We start from the raw sequence: 25,711 nt of genomic DNA, 5'->3' as shown, positions 1-25,711 counted from the left end.
ATGGGAACAATACTTGATTCAATCATTGAAAGAAAAAAAGTTGAGGTGGAAGAGCTGAGGAAGTCAGCCAGGGATATATCTGAAATTTCTTCGAAGCCACGCTCTTTGCTTAAAGCCTTAAGAGAGGCAAACAATGTCACCATCATTTCAGAATTTAAAAGGGCTTCACCTTCGAAAGGAGACATCAATCTTTCTTTAGATCCTGCTCAACAGGCAAAGCTATATGCCCAGGCAGGTGCATCGGCTATATCGGTGTTAACGGATGAAATAGGTTTTAAAGGATCTTTCACTGATTTGAAAAAAGTCAGAGAAGCAGTGGACCTTCCGATTCTTTGCAAGGATTTCATCGTTGACCAAATTCAAATAGACCTGGCCCGTTCCGCAGGAGCAGATGTCATTTTGCTCATAGCATCGGCTTTGTCTCAAGAGAAATTGGCAGAGCTTTACGAGTATGCCTATGAAAAAGGGCTTGAGTGCCTCGTTGAAATCCATGATGAAACAGATCTGGAAAAAGCTCTCCATATAAAAGCTGAAATTATCGGAATCAATAATCGTAATTTAAAATCATTCGAGGTCAATCTCGGAAATACCGAGAAGCTCGGACCGCTTGTGAAAAAAGCAGGAGCGCTTCTGATCAGTGAAAGCGGCATGAAAACAAGGGACGACATCATCCGTGCAGCAGCTGCTGGTGCGAGCGGGGTATTGGTTGGAGAGACATTCATGACATCTGTTGATCTTATTGAAACTTTCCAGACATTCTCTGTTCCAGTAGTGAAGGGTCATCATGAAGATTAAGATTTGCGGAATAAGAACAGCTGAAGCAGCACAGCATGCGGTTCAATGCGGGACTGACGCTCTTGGTTTCATTTTTGCAGACAGCAAAAGAAAAATAACAGCTTTAAATGCAAAAAAAATCATTGAAGCATTACCGGCACATGTCTGGAAGGTAGGAGTCTTTGTGAACGAGGGTGCTTCAGAAATAATGCAAATCGCCGACACTGCTGGCCTGACACATATTCAGCTTCATGGTGATGAGGTCCCTGATGACTATCGTTCAATTGGGCTGCCGTTAATTAAGTCTCTTTCTGTTAAGTCGCCAAAAGACCTTATAAAAATTGACACTATAAAAGCGGACTATATCCTCCTTGACAGCCCTCCAGCAGAATATCGGGGAGGAAACGGCTCTAGTTTTGAGTGGAATCTGGCAAAAGCAATCGGCAAGTCAAAAACAAATATCATTTTGGCGGGTGGACTGGACCCACAGAATATCAGCAAAGCGATCGCAAAGGTCAACCCATTGATGGTTGATGTCAGCAGTGGTGTCGAAACAAACGGAGAAAAAGATTTAGCTAAAATAAAAGATTTTATAAATAATGCGAAAAAAGAGAGGGAGGAAGTTTGAATGACTATTAAGACTTATAATTTGCCGGACGAAAAAGGGCACTTTGGAAATTATGGAGGAAGATTCGTACCCGAAACGCTGATGCATGCTGTTCTTGAATTGGAGAAGGAATACAGCAGAGCTATGGCAGACGAAGAGTTCCACGCCGACTTGCAAAAATTAATGAAAGATTATGTTGGGAGGGAAACGCCATTATATCTGGCTGGAAATCTCACAGAGCATGCTGGTGGAGCAAAAATCTATCTAAAGCGGGAGGACCTTAACCATACAGGAGCACATAAAATCAACAATACTGTCGGTCAGGCGTTGCTTGCAGTAAGGATGGGCAAGCGTAAAATCGTTGCTGAAACAGGGGCTGGACAGCATGGAGTTGCTACTGCAACAGTCTGTGCCCTGCTCGATCTTGAATGTGTGATTTTTATGGGCAAAGAGGATATCAGACGCCAGCAATTAAATGTTTTCAGAATGGAACTTCTTGGAGCAAAAGTCATCAGTGTAGATGCAGGGAGCGGGACATTGAAGGATGCGGTGAATGAAGCTCTTCGCTACTGGGTTACAAATGTCCGCGATACTCACTATATACTTGGATCTGTAATGGGTCCGCATCCATTCCCAAAAATGGTCCGTGACTTTCAAAGTGTCATCGGTAAAGAAACGAAACAGCAATTTTCGAAAAGAAGGGAAGCTTCCTGAGGCACTTGTTGCGTGTATAGGAGGAGGCAGCAATTCCATTGGTCTATTTTATCCGTTCATTGAGGACAATAGCGTGTCTATTTATGGTGTTGAAGCTGCAGGCCTGGGCCTGGCAACTGACAAGCATGCTGCTTCACTAACAAAGGGGAAACCAGGAGTGCTGCATGGAGCGATGATGTATCTTCTCCAGGATGAGGACGGTCAAATTCAAGAAGCACACTCGATATCAGCTGGCCTGGATTACCCTGCATCGGCCCTGAACACAGCTATCTGCACGATATTAATAGAATAACATATGAATCTGTAACAGATGACGAAGCACTTGAAGCCTTTCAACTGCTTTCAAAATTAGAGGGAATCATCCCTGCTCTGGAAAGCGCACATGCCATTGCGTATGCAGTCAAGCTGGCCGCTGGGATGAGGAAAGATGAGAGTATCATTGTCTGCTTATCAGGACGTGGTGACAAAGATGTACAGACAATAATGGACAGGATCGGAGGAATGGAATGATGGATAGAATTCAAAAGGCACTGACTGAAAAAGGAAAAAAGGCTTTTGTTCCATATATAATGGCTGGAGATGGAGGGCTTGAATCCCTTAAGGAAAAGCTGCTGTTTTTACAGGAATGCGGGGCCGATGCGGTAGAAATTGGCATCCCTTTTTCTGACCCTGTTGCAGATGGGCCCACCATTCAGAAAGCTGGTATCCGGGCGCTTAACAATGGAACTACGTTGAGAAAGGTGCTGGAGAAGGTTCAGACTTTCAAAGCTGAAATCTCAATCCCTCTTATTCTGATGACTTATTTGAATCCACTTGTAGCGTATGGAATCAAAAAGTTTGCCGAGGATGCCGCGGACGCTGGTATATCAGGCTGCATTATCCCCGACCTACCGCTTGAGGAGGAAGATTTCATTCTTCCAGCGCTTGATGAGCATGAAATCTCTTTAATCAGGCTAGTGACGCTCACAACTCCAGTTGAGAGAATAAAAGAAATTGGCTCCAGGGCAACGGGGTTCATCTATGCCGTAACCGTAACAGGTATCACAGGTGCAAGAAACAATTTCAGCGAGGACCTTGCTGCTTTCCTAAGTTCAGTTAAAAATGTCAGCCAAGTCCCGGTGCTGGCAGGGTTCGGGGTTTCAAATGCTGAACAAGTCAGAGAAGTTTACCAGTATTGTGATGGCGTGATAGTCGGTAGCAGGATAATAAATTTATTTGAACAAGAAGATTTGGCGGGAATAAAACAGCTCGTGAGTACAGCTGAAGGGATTAGTTTGACCTAGAATTTTTTGGAAAGCAGGAACCGGGAGCAGAAAGATAAGCTTCCAACGATTACCAAAAAGATAAAGAAATAGCCGCTGCATATCAAGCAGCGGCTATTTCTTTTCAGCGGTGACACAAACCGTCAAAACAGGTCTTACCTTCAGATAGGATACCTCCGGGTTTTTGAATCCGGTATTAAGCAAATCATTTCTCATTCTTGCCCCCAATTGTTTTGCTGTCTGAGCCGTTGATCCTTCTTCGCGCGGCTGGACAGTAAGGACGATTCTTCCTCCAGACTTCAGCAAGCGGAGCAGGTGACTTAGGGAAGTCAGTGGCTGGTCCCAAAGAGGATAATTATTTACAGAAATGATTTTATTGTAATTATGTTCGGGTTGAAAGTCAGCAACATCCTCTGCAGTCAAATGCACTTTACCTTGTTCAATCCACTCTTTATTTCTCTTTGTCGCCTCGTTCTTCATTTTATTAGAAATATCTATTCCATCTACTTCTATACCGCGATAGTTTGACATCAAAGTCTTAATGCCATATCCGGGTCCGAAGCCAATCTCTAAAATACGGTCATTTTTATGGACTTGAAGCTTTTGTATGCTCCACCTATTAATTTTTCGATTCTCAAAATACATTATCGTCCCTGCAAGTTTTCCAAGAATGCCACTTGGCTTCTCGAACTGCTTCGCCATTGAATCAATCATTTCAGTCACTCCTGATTTGTTTTTGTGGTTTTATCTTTTATACCAGTTATCGCTTCTTTTTAAACTTCACACCCTTTTGTTGCCTATTAGTTTTATCTTTAATTAGCTAAGGGAAGAGCAATGAATGATTCCTTCCCCATAAAGACAGTCTATTCTGAAAATTATTTCTCGGGAAAGCGCAGAAATAAACAATATACTACATTAAGGTGATAATTCTTGAAGAAAATTGACTGAATTTGTCACATGTAAAAAAGATATTTTTTTAAAAAAGCGTGCGATTTGTTACAGTACATTCGAATATTTGTTGTATATACTTTACTTAAAGTTTTGATGGTTGAAATTGAAAATGACAATATATTCAGTTACTAATAAAGGACGTTGAGCGAGATGAAAATGTACGAAGCGATTCTCGAAATTTTAGAAAAAAAGGGAAATGCCTCGATTCCAGTGATATGCCAGGAAATGAGTGAGCAGGATCATAGCATTGTTAGTGAGAGGCAGGATTTAGTTGAACCTTCATATATACAAACGCTTGTCAGCAGCAATAACGAATTATTCCTGGTAAAAGATGATATCGTTTCGATAAGGCCTGATAAAGAACCAGTTATGATGACGGTTGTATTGCATGGATATCCCGGCCCAGAAATGAGGGTGAGGATCGATTTTAAAAAGAATACCTTTACCTACTTTGAATGGCATCTGGACTCGAAAGCTTCAGGACCGCTTAAAGCAGGAACATTTGGCAGCGTGGAGGATTTTAAAAAGAAACTGTATCTTTTGAGGATATGGGAGTGGGAAGAAGATTATCAAACAGAAGGTATTGTAGTAGATGGTACCAGTTGGTCAGTAGAACTAAAAACAAAAGGAAAAACCTATGAAAGCAGAGGCCTGGACTCCTTTCCAAAACAGTGGAAAGAATTCTGCAAGGCAGTCAGCGCACTCGTGGGCAAAAAGTTTTCGTGTTAGCCGCAGACCTTCTGCGGTTTTTTTTCTATTCAAAATACGAAAGGATTTTTTATTTTAAGGTTATAATGGTGAAAACTCTGCTTGTTTTAGGTACAATAAATAAATGTAGTTTCAAACATGCGACCATGGAGGTCAATCGAGAAATGAAGGACATATCGGTACAAGAATTATTCAGCTCAAAAGAATTTATACCAGTCGATGTCAGGGCGCCAATCGAGCATCGTGATTCGGCAATACCCGGGTCGGTCAATATACCATTATTCACAGATGAGGAAAGGCAAGAGATAGGGACGCTTTATAAGCAATCTGGTGAAGAGGCTGCCAAATGGCGTGCTATGGAGATTGTTTCTCCAAAGCTTCCACACTTGCTTGGTGAAATTAAGGACCTCAAGAAGTCAGGTGCTGAGCCTGTAATTCATTGTTGGAGAGGCGGGATGAGGAGCAAGTCTGTAGCATCCTTCCTTGAATACGCAGGAATTCCTGCATTGCGCCTGGAGGGCGGTTATCGGGCATACAGGGAATATATTCTGGAAAGGATTCCTCAACTTATGCCCGAAAAAGTCATCGTTCTGCATGGTATGACTGGTACTGGCAAAACCGACATATTGCAGGCTCTCCAGGATAAGGGATATCCTGTTGTTGACCTGGAAAAAATGGCAAACCACAGAGGATCCATTTTTGGCATGATTGGCAAGGGAGAGGCACACAATCAAAAAACATTTGATGCTTTGTTATTTGAAAGGCTGAATGAAATAAAAGGTTCCAACTACTTTATCATTGAAGCGGAGAGCAAAAGAATCGGGCGTGCAGCTCAGCCGGAAGAAATGCTGGAGAAAAAGGTGAATGGAATACATTACCTTGTAAAAAGCTCAATACCTAAAAGGGTCGAACGGATATACAATGAATATGTACAACCTTTCCAGGGAGAAGCCTGGTTTGAAGAGGAAGTCAGGGAGAAGGTATCGAAACTAATTAAGCGAATAAATCATGATGTTTCACCATCCCTCGCATTTGCCATGGAAGAAAAAAACTATAAAGAATTAATTAAGATATTACTGGTACATTATTATGATCCGCGCTATAACCATGCCCTTCTGGAATATGAGGGACCGTTCAAAGAAATCGATTCAGACGACCCGGATGTTATAGTTAATATTGTAAAAGAAATACAGAAGACATTTTCTGACTCAACTGCGGTTTAAAATGGATTAAAAAAGGTAATTAAAGAAGGAAAGCAGTTAACTGCTTTCCTTTTTCTTTTTTTGTTCTAGGCCTGGAAGCTTTCATTTTGCGGTGAAATTTAATTAACAGATTGACCTTAAAATTATGATTTTTGTCACGTAAAATATCCGAATATTTGTTATATAATTAGAATGTGGATATTTAAATAGGAGGATGAGATATGCGCGAATCGAAAAATTGCAACCACCGTTTTTCATTGCACGAAGAGAGTGTTGGATTCACTACCAATGATGGTGTAGATACTTTTACCGCTGGATCAAGGTTTCAAAAGTGCATTACATGCGGGCATATTGAATTGCCTGTAGAACATAGTGAAATGATCGAGCCTAGTCAGATTGAAAAAAGAAATAACCTCTTTGCACCGAAAAATATGTATGCTACTTTGATGAGTTTATAGATATAAGCAACAAATTCAAAAGCCGGTTTAACCGGTTTTTTTTTGTCTTTTTTTAAATGGAGTAGTTTTTCTAAAATAATAAAAGTCCGTTATTGAAATAACACTATCACGATAGTCAAAACCTTTGGTTAAAATAAAATATCATGTTAGAATATTAATGTAAACGGTTGATGTCTGAATAATATTATTATTCTTTGATTTTGCAGTTAAAAATGAGTACTACAGGGTAACAAATAAATAGTGAATATAGAATTGGCAAGGGGGTTTTTTTGTGAAAAAGCCAGTTTCGGGAAACAGGGCAAAATGGCCGGGGTTTCATGGGCCGAACCAAGGGTATGTCGAAGAATTATATGAAATGTTCCTACAAGATCCTGATTCCGTTGATGCCGATATCAGGGAATATTTTGAACAAAATTCTGAACTTGAAACTTCATTTTCAAATGAGAGTAATCAAGTTATTTCTACAGGAAAGACGGCAGGATCTCCGGCGAAAATCGCAGCTGTATTAAGATATGCTGATTATATCCGTTCTTACGGCCATTTATCTGCAAATATTTACCCATTGCAGTTTGGCAGCAAAGATCCGCAACTTGAGGATTATGAGAAATGGGGATTAGCTGAAGCTGATTTGACGGATATGCCTGTTGAGCTCATATGCCCTAATGCTCCTTCATCAATTAAAAATGGAAAAGAAGCTTTTCAATTTCTTAAGAAGGTTTACTCCGATACGATTGCTTACGAATTTGAACATGTAAATGAAATGGCTGAAAAGGAGTGGCTGAGGCAGAAGGTTGAGTCTGGTGAACTAATTCCTAAAGTTGAAAATGAAAGAAAAACCAGATTATACGAACGTCTTACAGAGGTTGAGAATTTCGAAAAGTATTTGCACCGAACTTTTGTCGGACAAAAGAGGTTTTCAATCGAAGGCTTGGATTCAATGGTTCCGCTTCTTGATGAAGTCATCAGTGGAGCAGTCAATAATGGTGTTGAAACAATCAATATTGGCATGGCCCATAGGGGAAGGTTGAATATCCTTGCCCATGTTTTAGGTAAACCATATGAAATGATTTTTGCTGAATTCCAGCATGCTCCAAACAAAGAACTTGTTCCTTCAGAAGGTTCGATTGGAATTAATTTCGGCTGGACTGGCGATGTTAAATATCACCTTGGCCTCGACCGGAAAATTAAATCGGATAACACAGCGAATGCTAGATTGACACTGGCCAATAACCCTAGTCACCTGGAATTTGCCGGTGCAGTGTTGAGGGCTTTACGCGCGCTGCGCAGGATGACAGGAATGAACCGGGTTACGCGAAATATGACCCAGTAAAAGCAATGGCTATCCTTATCCATGGTGATGCTGCATTCCCGGGTCAGGGAATTGTGGCTGAAACGCTGAACCTAAGCCGTTTGCACGGTTATAAAACTGGCGGAACGATTCATGTTATCGCAAATAACACGATCGGATTCACAACCGAATCAATGGATTCTCGTTCCACTCGTTATGCTAGCGATCTTGCGAAGGGATATGAAATCCCGATCATTCATGTCAATGCAGATGACCCTGAGGCATGCTTGATGGCAGCCAGGCTGGCATTTGAGTACAGAAGGATTTTCGGGAAGGATTTCTTGATTGACCTGATTGGGTATCGACGATTTGGCCATAACGAAATGGATGAGCCAATGACGACAAATCCTGAAATGTATGTGCTTGTCCACAAACATCCTACGGTAAAAAAAATCTATGGTGATAAACTCATAGACCAAGGTGCTATGTCGGAACAGACAAGAACTGAAATCGAACAGAAAGTATCAACAAGGCTGACAGAAGCATACGAAAAAGTTCCAAAAAAAGAAAAGGAAGTAACGAACGAAAACAGATATCCCTGATGAAGTGGAAATGGGAATACCACAGATAGAAACAGGTGTGCCAATCGAGATACTAAGAAAAATAAATAGTGAACTCCTAAATTGGCCAGAAGGATTCAATGTCTTCAATAAATTAGAGAAGATCCTCCAAAGAAGAAAGGATGCATTTTCTAAGGGCGGTAAAATAGATTGGGGCCTGGCAGAAACTTTGGCGTTTGCTTCCATAATAACAGATGGAACACCAGTCAGACTTACTGGACAGGATTCTGAGAGAGGAACCTTTGCCCAGAGAAACCTTGTTCTGCATGAAAGCGAAACTGGCGAGCAATTTTCACCGCTCCATGTTTTGCCGGGAGCAAAAGCGTCCTTCTCTATTCATAATAGCCCGCTTTCTGAAGCGGCTGTAGTGGGCTTTGAATATGGGTACAACGTATTCGCTCCAGAAACTTTAGTCCTTTGGGAAGCGCAATATGGTGATTTTGCCAATGCTGCCCAGGTACTGTTCGACCAATTCGTGGCTGCTGGCAGGGCGAAGTGGGGACAAAAATCAGGTCTAGTCATGCTTCTGCCACACGGATATGAAGGTCAGGGGCCGGAGCATTCCAGCGGAAGAGTAGAAAGATTTTTAACACTCGCGGCTGAAAATAACTGGACAGTTGCGAACCTTTCTTCTGCGGCTCAATATTTCCATATTCTTAGGAGACAGGCGGCGATTTTAAGGAAGGAAGCTGTTCGCCCGCTGGTTTTGATGACACCTAAGAGTCTGTTGAGAAACACTACGGTTGCAGCGGATCCACAACAATTGGCAGAAGGCAGCTTCAAGCCGATCATCGAACAGCCAGAGCTTGGCGGCCAGCCGGAAAAAGTGGAGCGGGTGGTATTATGCACTGGAAAAATGAGCATAGACATCGCTGAAAAGATACAGCCGGAAGAGCATGGATGGCTTCATGTATTGAGAATCGAGGAAATCTATCCTTTCCCGCTTGAACAATTAAAAGAAAAATTAGGAAGTTATCCGAACTTAAAAGAAATTTTCTGGGTTCAGGAAGAGCCGAAGAATATGGGAGCATGGACGTTTGTTGAGCCAAGAATCAATGAAGCAGCGCCGAACGGGCTGGAAGTTTCCTATTTTGGCAGAAGAAGACGTTCAAGTCCGGCAGAGGGAGATCCAAACATCCACAAGTTGGAGCAGGCAAGAATTATAAATGACGCACTGACAAGGACAAATGGAGGAGGAAATGAAAATGGCAGAGATTAAAGTTCCTGAATTAGCTGAATCAATCACCGAGGGAACGATTGCCCAATGGCTGAAAAAAAAGGGTGAGCAAGTCCAGAAAGGTGAATATGTCGTTGAACTGGAGACCGATAAAGTTAATGTCGAAATTATCTCTGACTATGATGGAGTATTAACTGAACTCCTCGCTGAAGAAGGGGATACAGTGAAGGTTGGCGAAGCAATCGCCATTGTAGGCGAACAGGGCAGCGCAGCAGGCGATCAGCATAGTACAGAAGCGGGCAGGGAAACCGAATCTCCGGATGAACCTGCTAAGCATGAAAATGGCTCGGTCGAGGGACAAAACAATGAGAACAAGGCTGCTGCTGACCAGTCTAGTAACGATGTGGCGTCGGAGCGGATTATCGCTTCACCAGCAGCAAGAAAATTGGCAAGGGAAAAGGGCATTGATTTGAGCAAGGTAGCTTCCCAGGATCCGCTTGGCAGAGTGAGAAAACAGGATGTAGAGTCATATTCTCCAGGGCAAAAAAATAACCAAAAGCCAGCTGGTGAAAAAACCGCTGCTCCAAAGGCTGCTCCTGCCGGCAAATCAGATGATGATAGCCGGGTTGAGCGAATCAAGATGTCACGGAGACGCCAGACTATTGCCAACAGGCTGGTTGAGGTTCAACAGACAGCAGCAATGCTTACGACCTTCAATGAGATCGATATGACGGCTGTTATGGAGCTAAGAAAGAAATGGAAGGACCGTTTCTATGAGGAGAATGATGTTCGCTTAGGGTTCATGTCATTTTTTACAAAAGCAGTTGTAGCCGCATTGAAAAAGACTCCGTACTTGAATGCTGAAATCCAGGGAGACGAAGTCGTCCTCAAAAAGTTCTATGACATTGGAGTCGCGGTCGCAGCAGATGAAGGACTTGTTGTCCCAGTCATTAGGGACGCAGACAGGAAAAACTTTGCCGAGATTGAAAATGATATTAACGAACTAGCTGAAAAGGCTCGCACAAATAAACTTTCCTTGAAGGATCTACAGGGAGGAAGCTTTACGATTACAAATGGAGGCGTATTTGGATCATTGCTATCAACACCGATCATCAATGGTCCGCAAGTAGGGATACTCGGAATGCACACAATCCAGCTGCGCCCCGTTGCGATCGATAAAGAACGAATGGAAAACAGGCCGATGATGTACATCGCATTATCTTATGACCATAGGATTGTTGATGGCAAAGAAGCCGTCACCTTCTTAAAGCGCATTAAGGAACTGATGGAAGACCCAGAATCACTGTTGTTACAGGGATAACTATTAGAAGCACTGCCGGGGATTTTATTGGCAGTGCTTTTTTGCGGTTGAACTCTATGAAATACCAAAGCTGTCAAGAAAACGTGATTATTGTGACAGGTTTCAGGGTGTAGGGCCAAAGCTGTCAAGAAAACATGATTATTGTGACAGGTTTCAGGGTCCAGCGTCCAAAGCTGTCAAGAATTTATTATTATTTCCTCAAATCTGTTAAGAATCGCTCCCTGATCCAGACCCTTTCTTAATTCACTCAAAATAGGAATCCTTAGTCATTCCAACTGCTCTATAGTTCTTCTTCAACACTCTCAAAAACGTTCTCCTACTAACTTTCCCATTACACCACTCATAGACGGTTTGCGTGGTGATTTTCTTTTCAGGAAACAGCACCTTGATTTCTTCTATATGCCGTACGATTGCCTTTTCAATTCTTTCACGTGTACCGCACTTTCCGCAAACTAGGTCGTAAACACTGATTTCGGTATTCAGAGACCCGCATTTCCAGCAAAGCATCCCTTTTTCCAGTCGTTCATATTGATAATCAGGCAGAGTGGCGAATGGATTCTTCACCTGATGCAGGGAAAGCAATGCTTGGGCTAGTTTCTTGTGGCTTTCATCCAATTTAGAGGGGGTACTGTTTAACTCTTTTAGGAATCGATTTATTTGTGTTGGCAGAATGAGTGGTTGATCCATTGGGGCATGGTATAAGGTGAACTCAGGATTGTTGAATATGACGGAGGCACGGACTAGGTGATTCATCTTGAGGTTTTGTAGCAGCTGGCGGAAAAGAGTCTCACTCCGAGTCAACTGAATGATGGGGTTTTTGTATTCTCGATTACTGCGGACGGAATATAATTTATCCCCTTCCAGATAGTAATCACCTTCGTGATATTTAATATCGATAAGATATACTCCATCCTGCGAAATGATTACTTTATCAAGCTGGAAAAATGAATTGTTCACTTTAAGCAGGAGATCATCGATGATATACCTTTCTTCCGCGATGGTTTCGGTCAACTGGTCGAATAACACTTCTCCGGTAAACCCCTTCTCCATAGTCCATAGCTGGAACTTATCCTGCGAAGATAACTCCATTCGTCTGTTTAAATGCCGTAATACGATTAATTCCATTGGTTCAGTGCGTGCTTTTAGTAGCATGGTCCACTTCCTCTCTATAAGCTAATTTTAAGCTATACTCACAATCAGATATGTGAATTTTTTGTTAACTTTCATCAATATATTATGGAAGCAAAGGATCTTGACTTTTCACAGTGTAATGTGGCACCAACGCAGCTTATTTTCACCGTGTAATGTGAAGGAAAGGAGCTTGCTTTCTCCCCGGATAACCGTGCAAATGCTAGTTTTACGTTTATCAAAGAAACAAAAAACCGCTCAACTGCCTATATGGCAGCAAGCGGCTTTGTCACTGGTGTACAAAATGTTTCGCTTTAACGGTTTTTAAACGGCCTTAGTCCTCTTTTGGATATTTCTGTTTTCAAAACTTTTGCCCATTCTTTATCACTTTCCGACTTTAATGCATCACGATACGAGACCACCAACTGTTCATTGCTCATAATTTTCATTTGCATTCCTCCTCGGTAAGAATGGATTGAATTTTCAAACTATATTGTATAGTTTCATTCATTGTAAAGGTTTATTTAGGATTTGAAAACCCATTATGAACAATTTTTTTTAGAAATATTTTCTTGTTTTGTAAGACAGCGAACGAACAAAACACCATAGTCACATTATTAAACAAAAAAAGCTTGCATTTTATTATTCGAAATTATAATATATACCCATAAGGGTATTAGGCGGGGATTTGATACTCGACTTTATCAATTTTTTACATGGGAGGAATTATTATGGGAATGCAGGCTATCAATGCTGAAAAATTGAATGAATGGGTAGTAAACAAGAAAGAGTTTTTCATTTTTGATGTAAGAAATGTAAAGGACTTTGAAGACTGGAAGGTTGAAGGAGAAAATATTGAATACCTCAATATCCCTTACTTCGACTTAATCGATGGTGTAGATGAAGTTGTTGATCAGCTTCCAAAGGATAAAGACATCGTAGTGATTTGTGCTAAAGAAGGCTCTTCAGTAATGGTGGCTGAAATGCTTGCTGATGCTGGATTTGAAGTTTCTTACCTTTCAGGCGGCATGAAGTCATGGAGCGAATACTTATATCCAGTTGAAGTATATAAAGATGACAAAATTAAGGTCCTTCAATTTATCCGTGTCGGCAAAGGCTGCCTATCTTATATGGTCTTATCCGAAAACGAGGCACTTGTAGTGGACCCATCAAGTTTACAAACCGTTACACTGCAATTGCTGAAAAGGAAAATGTAAAAATCACTCATATAGTGGATTCACATTTGCATGCTGACCACTTATCAGGAGGCAAGCAGCTAGCTGATAACACTGGTGCAAAATATTATTTGATGAAGAGTGAAGGCGCAGTCTTTGACTTTGAAGCGCTGGAGCAGCATGATAAAATTGAATTTGAGAATATCACACTCGAAGTATTGGCTGTTAAGACGCCAGGTCATACTCCTGGAAGTGTTTCGTTCTTTGTTAATAATAAACTTTTATTCTCAGGAGACACTATTTTTGTTAATGGTCTAGGCCGTCCTGATTTAGGCGGAAAAGCTGTTGAGTGGGCAAAAGATCTTTATGAAACAGTCTACAGCAAAGTATCTCAAATTGCGGATGACGTTATTGTATTGCCTGGTCACTATGCTGCATTTGATGACGAAGTAAATGCAGAAGGTTTCATTGGAAGCCAATTAGGTTTGATCCGTAAGCAAAATGAAATCATGGAAGGCAAAACAGTTGAAGAGTTTGTCGACCATGTAGCACAATCAGCATCCAGCGAAACACCACCGAATTTTGAAGATATTGTTGCGATCAACCGGGGTGTAAAAGAAGTGACAGCAGAAGAAGCGATGGAGCTTGAAATCGGCCCTAACCGCTGCGCTGTTCACCACACTCATTAAAAATAAAAATAGAGGAGAGCAGTGCTTTCCTCTTTTTATCATTACTGATGTGCTCGTATATGCTTGTGAGGTGAGAATTTGGAAGAGAATAAGGAAAACAAACATTGTGCAGGCGGGTCCTGAGGCATTGGACCAAATCGTACAGGTGAAGAGGGAAAAGGAAAGTTTTCCGGCTTTCCCCCTATATGACCGGCCACGTACGTATGGCTCCTGGCAGGAGTCATTTATTTGATTTCTAAATTATTTTGATAGTGATTTCCCTCCCTTTTTAATGAAAGGGAGGTTACATACTTTGGTAACAGTTGAATCAGGAGGAGTATTAAATGCTAGATGTATTAGTGGTTGGAGGAGGGATTTCAGGTGGATCGGCGGCAATCTACACTGCCCAGGGCGGGCTGAAAACTGCAGTCATCGATTCAGGGAAATCCCAGATCAAACAAGTTTCGAAACTTTTTAATTATCCAGGAATCAAAGAAATCACCGGTTTAGAACTCCTCGACACCATTAAAGACCAGGCTATCGCTGCTGGCACTGAATGGATTGAGGGGGCAGTGGAAACTGTCAAAAAGAATGATGACGTCTATTCGGTTATTTTGACTGACGGCAAAGAGATTGTTTCAAAGCATTTGGTTATTGCCACGAATCTTCAAACTTCATTGCTTGAAAGCCTTGGGTTCGAGCTGGCAGTAAATGAGAAGGTACCAAGCGGGAAAATTAAAAAGGTATTGGGCATTGATCAGGATGGAACTACAAAACTCCCTAACCTTTATATCACTAGCTTGTTAGCGGGTCTCTCGAGTCAATCTGTCATTGCTGCAGGACATGGCTCTTCTATAGGTATATCGATAGTGTCAAAGGAAACTGGAAAAACTTATATGTGGCACGATAAATAATGATGAAGCAGGGAATTTTCCCTGTTTTTTTTTATTTTAGGAAAAAGGGAGGAATACATTCCAAAAATATTGAATATTCAAACTAAGATGATATAGTTATAGTTAAACGCTTACATATTTAACTTATTTAGGAGGTTAAAAGATTGGAGAACTTGCTGCCATATACTGTAGGTGAATTATTGGAGGTTCAAGCCAAAAAGTACCCAGAACATGAAGCGGTTGTTTATGCTGACCGTAACCTGAGGATGAATTACAAAGAGTTCAATATGTTATGCCGCAAAGCTGCCAGAGGATTGATGAAACTGGGAGTGAAAAAAGGTGAGCATATTGCTGCCTGGTCTTCTAATACCCCGGAATGGGTGGTATCCCAGTTTGCAACCGGAAAGATGGGTGCAGTTCTTGTTACTGTCAACACAAATTATCGGACTGCTGAATTGGAATATCTTCTAAAACAGTCAGATTCCACGACAATTATATTGATGGAACAATATAAAGACGCTTCTTATATTGACATGGTGTACGAAATTGTTCCAGAGCTAAAAACGAGTGAACCAGGCAAGCTGGAAAGCAGCACTCTGCCTTATTTAAAAAATGTCATTGTAATGGGAGAAAAGCGTTTCCCGGGGACATACAGCTGGCAGGATATCCTGGATATGGCCGATGGTGTGACAGAGGAAGAACTCGACAAGCAAATGGCAACCCTGAAGCAGAGTGAAGTCATCAATATGCAGTATACTTCAGGTACGACTGGTTTTCCAAAGGGTGTAATGCTGACTCACAGCAATATTGTCAATAACGCGTTTAATGTTGCAAATGCAATGAAACTTACGGATCAGGATAGACTTTGTATTCCGGTGCCATTTTTCCATTGCTTCGGTTGTGTCATGGGTACGCTGGCTTGTGCAACAGTGGGCGCAACAATGGTTCCGGTACAGGAATTCAGTCCAAAAGCAGTTCTTGAGACTGTTGAAAAAGAAAAATGTACAGCGCTTCACGGTGTTCCAACCATGTTCATCGCCGAGCTGAATGATCCAGAGTTTGAAAAATATGACCTGTCTTCCTTAAGAACAGGTATCATGGCTGGATCCAATTGTCCGATTGAAGTGATGAAAGCTGTAAATGAAAAAATGGGAGCCACGGAAATAACAATTGCCTACGGTCAAACCGAATCTTCTCCTGTTATAACGCAGACAAGGACGAATGATCCACTAGAATTGAGGGTTGAAACTGTTGGAAAAGCCCTGCCTGAGGTCGAGGTGAAAATCGTCAAGCCAGGCACGATGGAGGAAGTTCCAAGGGGAGTTCAGGGGGAACTATGCACACGTGGCTACCATGTCATGGACGGATATTATAAAAATCCTGACGCAACGAGGGAAGCGATTGATGCGGAAGGTTGGCTCCACACAGGAGACCTGGCAGTAATGGATGAAAATGGCTATTGCCGTGTAACCGGCAGACTAAAGGATATGATCATCAGAGGCGGGGAAAATATCTATCCACGCGAAATCGAAGAATACCTTTACAGACATCCAAAAGTCCTTGATGTGCAGGTCGTAGGAATCCCTGACAGTGTATATGGTGAGGAAGTCATGGCATGGATCATTTTAAAAGATGGAGAATCAGCCACAGCTGAAGAAATCAAAGAATATTGCAAAGGCAAAATTTCGAAGCACAAAATTCCGAGATATATAGAATTCACCGAAAGCTATCCAATGACCGCTTCAGGAAAAATTCAAAAGTTCAAGCTAAGAGAACAGGCGATGGAAGTAGTCGAAGAGCTCAAGAATGTATAAAAGAGAGGATGGAATTCCGATCAGCAGTAGAAGCGGAAGCAGCAGCATTGTCTGATTTAAGACTGCAAATCGATGGTGAAACGGAAAATCTTGACAGGGAACCAGGAGAGGCATTCATTGATCCGCAGGGCTTACAATCTATTATAAAAGCAGACAGTGAGAGTGCTAGAAACATATTTTTGGTAGCTGAAACGAATGGAAGGCTAATTGGGTTTTCAAGATGTGCTGGTAATGATCTGAAAAGGTTTAGGCACAAGGTGGAACTCGGCGTAGGTGTTTTGAAAGAATTCTGGGGCTATGGGGTCGGCAAAAACCTGTTGCAGGAGTCGATTTCCTTGGCAGGCGAGAACGGGTTTAGAAAAATGACTCTCAATGTGATGGAGTCCAATGAAAATGCTCTGAGACTTTATCAAAAGCTTGGATTTGATGTCGAGGGTATCCTGAAGGATGACAAGCTGCTTTCTGACGGAAAGTATTATAATATGATTATGATGGGGCGGGTTAATAACCTGAACAGGAGAATAAACAATGACTAATGAATTACAGGATGCTTTTAATAAATCGACATACCAATTGCCAGGAAATGGCAGACGAAACGTTCAAGTACTAAAGGATGCATTTGAAAATATCGACGGACAGCTTGATAGTGATATTTACGGAACTGGAAAGGTAATCGAAGAGTTTCAGGATAAAATCGCAGCTTTCCTGGGCAAGGAGAAGGCAGTTTTCTTTCCGAGCGGAACGATGGCCCAGCAAATCGCATTGCGTATTTGGTGTGAAGAAATAGGATTGCAAAAAGTAGCCTACCATCCGTTAAGTCACCTTGAAATTCATGAAGAGGATGGACTAAAGGAATTACATAATATCAAGACAATTTTGCTTGCAGACGAAACACGTGTTATCGAGCTTGATGACGTTGTATCCATGGATGAGGATGTTGCTTGCCTTTTGCTGGAATTGCCGCAAAGGGAAATAGGCGGACAACTGCCTGGCTATGAAACTCTAGTAGGAATTTCAAGATATTGCCGAAAGAATGGCATCAAGCTTCACCTTGATGGAGCCAGACTCCTGGAAGTGCTGCCCTATTATGAGAAGACAGTAACTGAAGTGTGCGAACTTTTTGACAGTGTCTATCTCTCTTTTTACAAGGGAATCGGAGGGGTTGCCGGTGCAATCCTGGCGGGCGAGGATAAGTTCATTGGTAAATCAAAGGTCTGGAAAAGAAGATATGGCGGCGATTTGATTAGCTTGTACCCATATATTATTTCAGCAGACTATTATTTCGATCAGAGATTACACAAAATGACGGAGTATTATGAAAATGCAAAGGAGCTTGCAGGTTTTTATAATTCTTGTCACAATGTAACCACGCTGCCAAAAATTCCTGTTTCAAACATGTTTCATGTCCATTTTCCTCATTCTAAAGAGGAGATAGAACCAATTTTGGCAGAAGTGATACGCGAAACAGGAGTGGGAATCATTAATCACCTGAAGGCAACTGGGGAATCTTCATCTTATTTTGAGGTGAGCATTGGGGACCGTTATCAAGAATTTCCAAAAGCAGCTGTGAAAAATGCATTTCTGCAGCTGGATAGATTGATGAAGAACAAATTTTCTTTTTGAGTGTTTTTAATTTTGCAAACAATTAGCACCTTATTGACGAAAATAAGAACAACATTTTGAACATTTTGTTACAACTGTGCCGGCTTTATATTAATTAATACCATAACTCCCTATAATATAGTGTATACACCTGAACTTGTATAAGGGTTTAGGGATTTTGGAGGTATGGTCGTATGAGATGGCTATGGGTTTTATTGCTGTCGATCATAAGTGTTTTATTCCTTATTAAAGGGATTGAGCTTTGGTCGGTCATTGACCATGTGGATGGGGATGGCATCGGTATAACATTTCTAGGTTTTAGCATTAATGATAGAGTTTTGAATGAAAGTATATCAGGTTATGCACTTGGATTTACAATTTCATCAATCATTCCATTCCTGGTAGCAGCGAATATTGCACTTAGGGTAAAAATGAAAAAGAATCTGAATGCTGAAAAAATATAGATAAGTCAGGCTCAAAGAAGCATGGCTTATTTTTTTACGACAGAAGATGTTACTTCCTGAAAAGGACGGGAATTATAGTAAAAAACATCGGTTGGAGGGTAGAAAATGTGTGGAAGGTTTTCATTATTTGAGGATATAGGTTCATTGAAGGAACAATTTCAGTTCGACTTCCGGGATGAACTTGATGCTAGGTACAATATAGCTCCTGGACAGGACATTTTGACAGTGATTGATAATGGGGAAGGCAGGATAGGGACAAGAATGAGGTGGGGATTGATTCCTTTCTGGGCGGATGACGAAAAAATCGGCTACAGAATGATTAATGCTCGCGCGGAGACAGTTGATGAAAAAGCGAGTTTCAAGCATGCTTTTAAACAAAGGCGCTGCCTGATCCTTACTGATGGATTTTACGAATGGAAAAAAGAAGGAAAACGAAAACAGCCCTACCGATTCGGTATGAAAAATAGAAAGCCTTTTGCATTAGCTGGGCTTTGGGAAAATTGGAATAAGGATGGGAAGGAGATTACTTCCTGCTCGATTATCACCACTAGTCCGAATAAGATCACCGAAAAGATTCATGACAGAATGCCAGTGATTCTTCCGGAAGACAAGCTTGATATATGGCTTGACCGTTCTATGGACCAAACTCAAAATCTTAAAAAGCTGCTGGTTCCATTCGATGCCGAAGCAATGGATGCTTACCAAGTTTCAACCGAAATTAATTCGGCCAAAAATGAAGGAAAAGAACTAATTGCTCCAATCAACAGTTTATAGGGAAAATTTACCTTTAGCTCCGGGAGGTTTAATACAAGTCTTGATTGTGGTATAGAATTACACAGCCAAACACCAAGATGAAAATATCCTGGAAAGAGGGGTTAACATGAATGGTTTTTCTAAAACAGGTTTTTATGAATTGATTTACAAAAATGAACGTTTTTTCTTTTTTACAATATATTCGCAAAGATGTAATCTGTGATGTTTGTTATATAACTTTGGAGAATGTCATTACTGGCGAAACAATGACGTTTGATCAATCAGAAGTCCGTGGTCTGAAAATAGCCGGCGAGGAAGCGAATGCCAGCTAACTATTGCCTATTGTGTCATCTTTTCTTTATACTATAGAGTATGATACTCATATAAAGGAAGTGCAGAAGATGATCCACACGAACTGGCACGAACGCGAAACGATTAAGACTCTTAAGTGCGTTCACACAAATGCAAAAAAATACATTGTAAATAATAAGCTGACAACTGGCAAGGTGTATGAAGTGAAAAATGAAACCGAGGAATTTTATTTCATTGTTGATAATTCCGGCAAGGTTGGCGGCTATTACAAAGAATATTTTGAAGAGGTAAAATAAGTGCGCAGGCTGTCCGGGTGACCGGGCAGCCTTTCGTTTGGGATCCTTTTTAAGGAATTCCCAGACTATCTTCCCCAGTGGTATTATAAAGGAATATAAAACCAATTGGGAGTTGGGAAGATGGACAAAAAAGTAACTTTAGAAGGTAAAACTGTAAAGCTTTTGCCGATGGAAACCAGTCAGCTTGATGGTTTGTGGGAAGCCGGGCAAAACCAGTCTATATGGGAATTTACATCCTCGAAGGTCAGAAGCAAAGAAGACATGAAAAAGGTTATTGAAGCGGCAATGGTTGAGAGAGAGAAAGGAACACAAATACCATTTATCGTTCTCGATAATAAATCAGATAAAATAGTTGGCAGTTCAAGATATCTTGATATTTCAGAAGCACATAAATCACTTGAGATTGGCTGGACATGGTACAGTCCAGATTACTGGAGAACAAGTGTGAATACAGAAACAAAATTGCTCATGCTCCAACATGCTTTTGAAAAAATGGAAGTAAACAGAGTGCAATTTTGTACAGATTACAGGAATGTACGCTCGAAAAATGCTATTGCTCGACTCGGTGCCCAAAAAGAAGGGGTGTTGCGAAAACATCGAATTATCGCTGACGGTTATGTCAGGGACACCGTCGTCTTTAGCATTCTTAAAGAAGAGTGGCCACAGATTAAGACAGGATTACAAGAAAAATTGAACCGAAAATAGCAGTGCAAAAGGAAGGTTATTTCATTGGTATATCTAGGAGTAGGGCTTGGGGGAATGTTAGGCAGCCTCTTGCGGTACTTGGTCAGTCTTAGCACAAGCGAATTATTTAATAACGGATTTCCCATGGGTACATTAATTGCCAATTATACAGGCTCTTTGTTCTTAGGGTGGTTCACGGCCCGCATCATAGCAAGAAGAAAACTGAATCCTGTATTGTCGGCAACCATTGGTACGGGTCTAATAGGATCATTCACAACATTCTCGACCTTCAGCCTTGAAACTCTGGTAATGATAGAGAACGGCAGTATAGGGATGGCAATATTCTATGTGCTTCTTAGTGCGGTTGGCGGGTTGATCCTTGCAGCGGCAGGTTATAAGCTTGGCGGAGGACTTGGCAGGGAGGCGGGAAAATGATTGGGTTTGTTCTGGTTGCTTTAGGTGGAATGGCTGGAGCCTCTCAAGGTTCGGTGTCCAAAAGTTAATGCCACAATCGGTTCTGCCTGTCGCTACACTCACTGTGAACATCCTTGGGTCTTTTCTGCTTGGGTGGATAGTTGGTCAAGGAATTCAGGGGGCCTTATATCTTTTTACTGCCACAGGCTTCATGGGGGCATTCACCACTTTTTCCACACTGAATGTTGACTTGGTCAAGCTAATCAACAGCAAAGAAGACAAAGCTTTGGTGGTGTATGTAGTAAGTACATATGTCGGCGGCATCTTAAGTGCAGCCGCCGGGCTAGTTATTGGAAGATTATTGTAAGAATGTGAAACTGTACCCCAGATGTTAGACACACAATCTAACATCTGCAGGGCCAGTTTTTATTTCTATATGAATAAAGATTATGATAGATTTCTTTTCCTTCTTAATAGCTCTGCAAGGTCCTTGTCAAGTTGCTCATATCCCGGCTCACCCTTAGCCATGAAAGACAGTCTGCCAATAATGGCGTTGATTTCATTTTGGAGGACCATCAATTGTTCTTCTTTTTCCTTGCTGCCTGCAATCGGAGAAGAGTCATGGTTGTTGAATTCCTTCATGCCATACTCTTTTCTGCTAATCTTTCCGTTTTCAATCAATAGAAGTTTATTGCTGATTTTTTCCTGAAAATAAACATCATGTGAGACGACCATTATAGAACCCTGGAAATTTAATAAAGTTTTTTCGAGACTTTCCCTGCTGGCCAAGTCGAGATGGTTGGTCGGTTCGTCTAGAATCAGCAAATCGATTTCTGTCAGGAGCATCATCACTAACTTCACTCTCGTCCTCTCTCCAAGGCTCAGGTGGATGATTGGGATTTTTAGCTTTTCTTCCGGGAGCCCGATATTAGCAAAAATAGTCCTCGCTCTGCCGATTGATTCTCTGTCTGTAAGTCCCGTATATTCCAGTGCCGTTTTAACGGGAGGGAGGTCTGATACATCCTGGCTGAGGTATCCAATCCTTATCGACTCACTAATCCAAACGTCACCTGATGTAGCTGTTTCTTCTCCAAGCAATATTTTAATCAGAGTAGTTTTACCGCTGCCGTTTGGCCCTAACAGCGCCATCCTCTCTCCGTGATTCATATAAAAATGGCTCTCTTTAAACAAACAGCGGCTGCCGAAGGATTTAGAAAGCTCTCGGGCTTCTAAAATGCGTTTTCCTTTCTTTCGCCTATCCTGAAACTCGAAACGGACCTTGGCTTCCTCCTTGGGCGCTGTAACCTCATTCTTTTCAAGTTCCTGATTCAGCCGTTTCATCTTCGACTTTATTTGATTATCCATCTTCTTTGCTTTTACACGATGGTATTCCTTGAATCCTATTTGTCTTCTTTCAGAGGCCGAACCTTGTTTCGTCGAATCCCGATGGGCTTTTTCAGACCAGTTTTTAAGATTAGCCATTTGCTGTTCAATTTGTTGTTTGTGTTTTTGCTGTATTTCGTATTGATGAAGCTGAATTTCATATAAACTTTCTTTTTCCTGACGGTAAGAAGAGTAGTTACCTTTGTATAGCTTTGTTGACCCATCCTCGATTTCGATAATTTCTGCCACGGTCCGGTCGAGGAAATATCGATCATGGGAAATAATGATTACGGCGCCTTTAAAAGTTTTCAATTCGTCAATCAGCCATTCAAATCCTTGCAGGTCCAGATGGTTTGTTGGTTCATCTAATATGAGAAGTTCAGGCTTGCTTGCCCATATATTTGCAAGTGAAATTTTCAATTTTTCACCGCCGCTTAACTTACTCCAATCAGAATCAGCCCAATCAATATCCTTGTTAAGACCTAACTGACTTGAAAGCTGAAAGAGCCCGTTTTCAGCAAGAGAATTGGTGTCATCAAAGTCATGTATGGAATATTCCGTGGATTGTTTAAGGTAGCCAATGTTCAAGCTGCTTTTAAAAGTGTCGATTATTCCTTTATCAGGATGATACTCCCATATATAATATTCGCCAATGTAGTCTTGCCGGCGCCATTATTGCCTACCAGTCCAATACGGCTGTATTGTTTTATATCAAATTCCGCATTTTGTAATATGAGCTTTTCATTAAAGCTCTTCTGAATTCCTCTTATTTTCATGATTGTCATAAAAAATTCCACCTTTCGTTTTGTAACTATTGAATGAAGGTGAGTATTTTATCCATCAAAAAACCTCCCAGGTGTCACCCGGAAGGTTCTGCACTACACTCACAATAGATTCAAACGTCACAAAACAAGCATTGTTACGCCAAAAGGCAACATGCTTTGATCAGGTTATAAATCGACTGGGAATAGCTAAAAGAGCAGACTAATCCTATTTTCGGGCAACACGTTTTTTCATATTAGAAAAATCGGGCAGAAAATAAGATTAGTATTTCATCGGCTCTTTACCATTCCCTTCAGATATCATTAATTCAAAGTATAACTTGATGAAAAGTTGGGTGTCAACCATATAATTCCACTTGGAAAACCGTAAGCGCCTTGTTCAGCCTTGACAAGCGCTGGAGCTGAACAATTCTCGAGGTGTAATTTTTTTTCTTTCTAATTATATTAAAAAGCCTGGGAAGCTGCATTTCCCAGGCATTAGTATATTAAACTTGGTTCTCAACCCTGATTGGATCTTCTTTTTGCGCATAGACCTTCTAGCCAGTAATGTTTGTATAATCAAGAACATCCCGCCGACTGTCCAGTATAGGGGAAGGGCAGACGGAGCATTTAATGAAAACATCACAATCATAACGGGTGACAGCAGCCCCATAAATTTCATCTGCTTTTTCTGCTCCTCCGTTACATTGGACATCGAGACCTTAAACTGCAGGTAGTAAATCAGCCCGGCAGCTGCGTGATCCAAATATCAGAATGTCCCAGATTGAACCAGAGGAAGGAGTGGCTCGCGATTTCGGCAGAACCGCTAATCGCATAATAAAGGCCCATCAAAATTGGCATCTGGACCAGCATCGGCAGACAGCCAACAGAGAGGGGATTTACCCCATGCTTCTGATAGAGCCCCATCATTTCCTGCTGTAATTTTCTTTGCTCAGCAGGATCTTTAGTCCCTTTAAGCTGTTTTTGAATTTCATCCATTTCAGGTTTGAGGACTTCCATCTTTTCTTTCATGTTCTGCTGGTATTTATATTGTTTTAACATTAAGGGCATTAACACCAGCCTGATGAGCACTGTAATCAAAATGATCGCCAGACCGTAACTTTCGCCAGTGATGCCGGCAAATAGCTTGATGAGCCAGGTGAAGGGGTTGATGAATGTTGACTGGAAGAACGATCCCTCGCTTGTCAACGCCTGGCAGCCAGTTAATAGTGCTGGTATAAGTAGAACAATAATCATGGTGAAAAGTTTTTTCATTTTTCTCCTCCTATTTAAATCTAGTTATTAACTAAAGGAGAAAATGGCTGTCCTCATCGCCCGGATCAATTTTAATTTTAATTCGCTTAAGAAATTGCAGGTGAAACTTCAACCCAAGTTCAGCTTTATTTTTAAAAGCTGTTTCAGAAGTGGATGGCTTCAGCCTGATCCGCAGTAAACATGAATCGATAATAGAGGTGTCACGCAATACCCAGAATACGGACATCGACATGCTGATGAGCAAAGTCAAATAAGCGCTGTAAACGGCCGTTGCATCAACGGACTGAGCATAAATTTCCAATAGCATGCCATCACCTCTTTTCGATCATTGCTCAATTATATTTGAAAAATCGGCTCTGAGCAATTCATATAATATATACGAAATAAAATTTATAAAGTTTCACTTCCCAGATAGTGGGGGTTTCAAAAATTAGAATAGTGGCTATGTATATAAAACAAACTTCCCAATACGAAAAGGGGTGGCAATCATGAAAGTAGTATACGGATTAATGATCAATTCAGGTGACGCTGACGAAATGCTGTGGGACCATGGTGTATGGGAAACAGAAGAAGCAGCGAATGAATATATTGAAAAAGAAATGTCGAGCATCAACGGTGTTTGGGTGGGAGAGCTCAAGGTCAATGATTCTATTTCAAATGTAGCGGAATATATTGAGGAAGAAATGGTAGAGTGCCCATTATGTGGGATCGAGTACAATCCAGAGGACGTAAACACTGATGATTACGACGAAGCTGTGTGCATCAACTGTGAGCCTGGTTACAAGGAAAATATGAATATAGCATAAGACATAAAGCCATGGACTCAAGGTTCGTGGCTTTTTGGTATCAGAATGTTATTTGGTTATGACAAGCGTATGGTTACTACATTTCAGAGCCTGCTTGGTTTTCTTGAACAGGTAACTGCTCTCTAGTTTCGCAATCAACATAGCTACGGAATGACTTAGTAATTTTTATGAAACTGCATGTATTTTGACAGCTTTTCAGCG

The 25,711-nt window shown here is 41.2% G+C and carries 27 protein-coding genes and 3 pseudogenes; 22 read left to right on the top strand and 8 right to left on the bottom strand.

Going from position 1 to position 25,711, the window contains the following annotated elements; translation table 11 throughout:
• The 4 genes and pseudogenes from trpC to trpA all read left to right on the top strand — a co-directional run bounded on the left by trpC (position 1) and on the right by trpA (position 3,378).
• A complete protein-coding gene (trpC, locus tag JCM21738_RS03710) occupies positions 1-795 on the top strand; it encodes an indole-3-glycerol phosphate synthase TrpC (RefSeq protein ID WP_023627745.1) in 795 nt (264 codons plus the stop codon).
• Positions 785-1,402, top strand: a complete 618-nt coding sequence (locus tag JCM21738_RS03705) for a phosphoribosylanthranilate isomerase (RefSeq protein WP_023627746.1) — start codon at positions 785-787, stop codon at positions 1,400-1,402. The genes trpC and JCM21738_RS03705 overlap by 11 nt, the downstream gene beginning before the upstream one ends.
• Positions 1,403-2,605: pseudogene (trpB, locus tag JCM21738_RS03700) on the top strand (tryptophan synthase subunit beta).
• Entirely contained in the window at positions 2,605-3,378 is a 774-nt protein-coding gene (trpA, locus tag JCM21738_RS03695; RefSeq protein ID WP_031308519.1) for a tryptophan synthase subunit alpha, read from the top strand. Before trpB ends, trpA begins: the two are co-directional and overlap by 1 nt.
• A gap of 93 nt (positions 3,379-3,471) precedes the next feature.
• Here trpA and JCM21738_RS03690 read toward each other — a convergent pair whose 3' ends face one another.
• The gene (locus JCM21738_RS03690; protein WP_023627749.1) at positions 3,472-4,071 is read right to left on the bottom strand and encodes an SAM-dependent methyltransferase; all 600 of its coding nucleotides are present in this window, start codon (positions 4,069-4,071) and stop codon (positions 3,472-3,474) included.
• A 387-nt stretch (positions 4,072-4,458) separates the two neighbouring features.
• Between JCM21738_RS03690 and JCM21738_RS03685 the strand changes: the two genes are divergently transcribed.
• From JCM21738_RS03685 to odhB, 5 genes and pseudogenes are all read left to right on the top strand, one after another.
• A complete protein-coding gene (locus tag JCM21738_RS03685) occupies positions 4,459-5,037 on the top strand; it encodes a CBS domain-containing protein (RefSeq protein ID WP_023627750.1) in 579 nt (192 codons plus the stop codon).
• Positions 5,038-5,180: 143 nt separating this feature from the next.
• Entirely contained in the window at positions 5,181-6,239 is a 1,059-nt protein-coding gene (gene mnmH, locus JCM21738_RS03680) for a tRNA 2-selenouridine(34) synthase MnmH (protein ID WP_023627751.1), read from the top strand.
• A gap of 200 nt (positions 6,240-6,439) precedes the next feature.
• Positions 6,440-6,676, top strand: a complete 237-nt coding sequence (locus JCM21738_RS03675; RefSeq protein WP_023627752.1) for a hypothetical protein — start codon at positions 6,440-6,442, stop codon at positions 6,674-6,676.
• Positions 6,677-6,947: 271 nt separating this feature from the next.
• Positions 6,948-9,803 (top strand): annotated as a pseudogene (gene sucA / locus JCM21738_RS03670) (2-oxoglutarate dehydrogenase E1 component).
• Complete coding sequence (gene odhB / locus JCM21738_RS03665; RefSeq protein ID WP_023627754.1) at positions 9,790-11,082, top strand: 2-oxoglutarate dehydrogenase complex dihydrolipoyllysine-residue succinyltransferase; 1,293 nt, start codon at positions 9,790-9,792, stop codon at positions 11,080-11,082. The pseudogene sucA and the gene odhB overlap by 14 nt, the downstream one beginning before the upstream one ends.
• A gap of 243 nt (positions 11,083-11,325) precedes the next feature.
• Here odhB and JCM21738_RS03660 read toward each other — a convergent pair whose 3' ends face one another.
• Entirely contained in the window at positions 11,326-12,234 is a 909-nt protein-coding gene (locus JCM21738_RS03660; RefSeq protein ID WP_023627755.1) for a nuclease-related domain-containing protein, read from the bottom strand.
• A gap of 290 nt (positions 12,235-12,524) precedes the next feature.
• Positions 12,525-12,659 (bottom strand): sporulation histidine kinase inhibitor Sda, encoded by a 135-nt coding sequence (sda, locus tag JCM21738_RS03655; RefSeq protein WP_023627756.1) that lies wholly within the window; start codon positions 12,657-12,659, stop codon positions 12,525-12,527.
• Positions 12,660-12,941: 282 nt separating this feature from the next.
• Between sda and JCM21738_RS03650 the strand changes: the two are divergent.
• From JCM21738_RS03650 to JCM21738_RS03595, 12 genes and pseudogenes are all read left to right on the top strand, one after another.
• Positions 12,942-14,074 (top strand): annotated as a pseudogene (locus JCM21738_RS03650) (MBL fold metallo-hydrolase).
• 323 nt (positions 14,075-14,397) lie between these two features.
• Complete coding sequence (locus JCM21738_RS03640) at positions 14,398-14,967, top strand: FAD-dependent oxidoreductase (RefSeq protein WP_023627759.1); 570 nt, start codon at positions 14,398-14,400, stop codon at positions 14,965-14,967.
• 152 nt (positions 14,968-15,119) lie between these two features.
• Positions 15,120-16,760, top strand: coding sequence for an AMP-binding protein (locus tag JCM21738_RS03635; protein ID WP_031308523.1), 1,641 nt, complete (start codon positions 15,120-15,122; stop codon positions 16,758-16,760).
• An 8-nt stretch (positions 16,761-16,768) separates the two neighbouring features.
• Positions 16,769-17,296, top strand: a complete 528-nt coding sequence (locus tag JCM21738_RS03630; protein ID WP_023627761.1) for a GNAT family N-acetyltransferase — start codon at positions 16,769-16,771, stop codon at positions 17,294-17,296.
• Positions 17,289-18,383 carry a threonine aldolase family protein gene (locus JCM21738_RS03625; RefSeq protein WP_023627762.1) on the top strand — a complete coding sequence of 365 codons (1,095 nt, stop codon included), beginning with the start codon at positions 17,289-17,291 and terminating at the stop codon, positions 18,381-18,383. The genes JCM21738_RS03630 and JCM21738_RS03625 overlap by 8 nt, the downstream gene beginning before the upstream one ends.
• A 173-nt stretch (positions 18,384-18,556) precedes the next feature.
• Entirely contained in the window at positions 18,557-18,826 is a 270-nt protein-coding gene (locus tag JCM21738_RS03620; protein ID WP_023627763.1) for a hypothetical protein, read from the top strand.
• Between the two features lie 105 nt (positions 18,827-18,931).
• Entirely contained in the window at positions 18,932-19,600 is a 669-nt protein-coding gene (locus JCM21738_RS03615; protein WP_023627764.1) for an SOS response-associated peptidase, read from the top strand.
• A 152-nt stretch (positions 19,601-19,752) separates the two neighbouring features.
• Positions 19,753-19,911, top strand: coding sequence for a hypothetical protein (locus tag JCM21738_RS24145; RefSeq protein WP_156315499.1), 159 nt, complete (start codon positions 19,753-19,755; stop codon positions 19,909-19,911).
• Between the two features lie 69 nt (positions 19,912-19,980).
• Positions 19,981-20,187 (top strand): DUF6501 family protein, encoded by a 207-nt coding sequence (locus JCM21738_RS03610; protein WP_023627766.1) that lies wholly within the window; start codon positions 19,981-19,983, stop codon positions 20,185-20,187.
• Positions 20,188-20,307: 120 nt separating this feature from the next.
• On the top strand, positions 20,308-20,892 hold the full coding sequence (locus JCM21738_RS03605) for a GNAT family N-acetyltransferase (protein ID WP_023627767.1): 585 nt from the start codon (positions 20,308-20,310) through the stop codon (positions 20,890-20,892).
• 24 nt (positions 20,893-20,916) lie between these two features.
• Positions 20,917-21,306 carry a fluoride efflux transporter CrcB gene (crcB, locus tag JCM21738_RS03600; RefSeq protein ID WP_023627768.1) on the top strand — a complete coding sequence of 130 codons (390 nt, stop codon included), beginning with the start codon at positions 20,917-20,919 and terminating at the stop codon, positions 21,304-21,306.
• The gene (locus JCM21738_RS03595) at positions 21,251-21,652 is read left to right on the top strand and encodes a fluoride efflux transporter FluC (RefSeq protein WP_369385617.1); all 402 of its coding nucleotides are present in this window, start codon (positions 21,251-21,253) and stop codon (positions 21,650-21,652) included. The genes crcB and JCM21738_RS03595 overlap by 56 nt, the downstream gene beginning before the upstream one ends.
• A gap of 80 nt (positions 21,653-21,732) precedes the next feature.
• Here the strand turns inward: JCM21738_RS03595 and abc-f are convergent, their stop codons facing one another.
• The 5 genes from abc-f to JCM21738_RS03580 all read right to left on the bottom strand — a co-directional run bounded on the left by abc-f (position 21,733) and on the right by JCM21738_RS03580 (position 25,011).
• A complete protein-coding gene (abc-f, locus tag JCM21738_RS03590) occupies positions 21,733-23,256 on the bottom strand; it encodes a ribosomal protection-like ABC-F family protein (RefSeq protein WP_035208903.1) in 1,524 nt (507 codons plus the stop codon).
• 20 nt (positions 23,257-23,276) lie between these two features.
• Positions 23,277-23,453, bottom strand: a complete 177-nt coding sequence (locus tag JCM21738_RS27030; protein WP_369385616.1) for an ATP-binding cassette domain-containing protein — start codon at positions 23,451-23,453, stop codon at positions 23,277-23,279.
• 436 nt (positions 23,454-23,889) lie between these two features.
• Positions 23,890-24,195: a YidC/Oxa1 family membrane protein insertase gene (locus JCM21738_RS27025; protein WP_369385615.1), complete on the bottom strand. Its 306-nt coding sequence runs from the start codon at positions 24,193-24,195 to the stop codon at positions 23,890-23,892.
• On the bottom strand, positions 24,171-24,704 hold the full coding sequence (yidC, locus tag JCM21738_RS03585) for a membrane protein insertase YidC (RefSeq protein WP_369385613.1): 534 nt from the start codon (positions 24,702-24,704) through the stop codon (positions 24,171-24,173). The genes JCM21738_RS27025 and yidC overlap by 25 nt, the downstream gene beginning before the upstream one ends.
• Before the next feature lie 31 nt (positions 24,705-24,735).
• A complete protein-coding gene (locus JCM21738_RS03580) occupies positions 24,736-25,011 on the bottom strand; it encodes a hypothetical protein (protein WP_035208900.1) in 276 nt (91 codons plus the stop codon).
• A gap of 181 nt (positions 25,012-25,192) precedes the next feature.
• Here JCM21738_RS03580 and JCM21738_RS03575 point away from each other — a divergent pair, with 181 nt between their 5' ends.
• A complete protein-coding gene (locus JCM21738_RS03575) occupies positions 25,193-25,510 on the top strand; it encodes a hypothetical protein (RefSeq protein WP_023627773.1) in 318 nt (105 codons plus the stop codon).
• Positions 25,511-25,711 lie beyond the last annotated feature (201 nt).

Source organism: Mesobacillus boroniphilus JCM 21738, from assembly GCF_000517385.1.
Classification (GTDB): Bacteria; Bacillota; Bacilli; order Bacillales; family Cytobacillaceae; genus Mesobacillus; species Mesobacillus boroniphilus.
The sequence above is the reverse complement of the archived record's forward strand: the minus strand, read 5'-3'. Positions and strand labels throughout refer to the sequence as shown.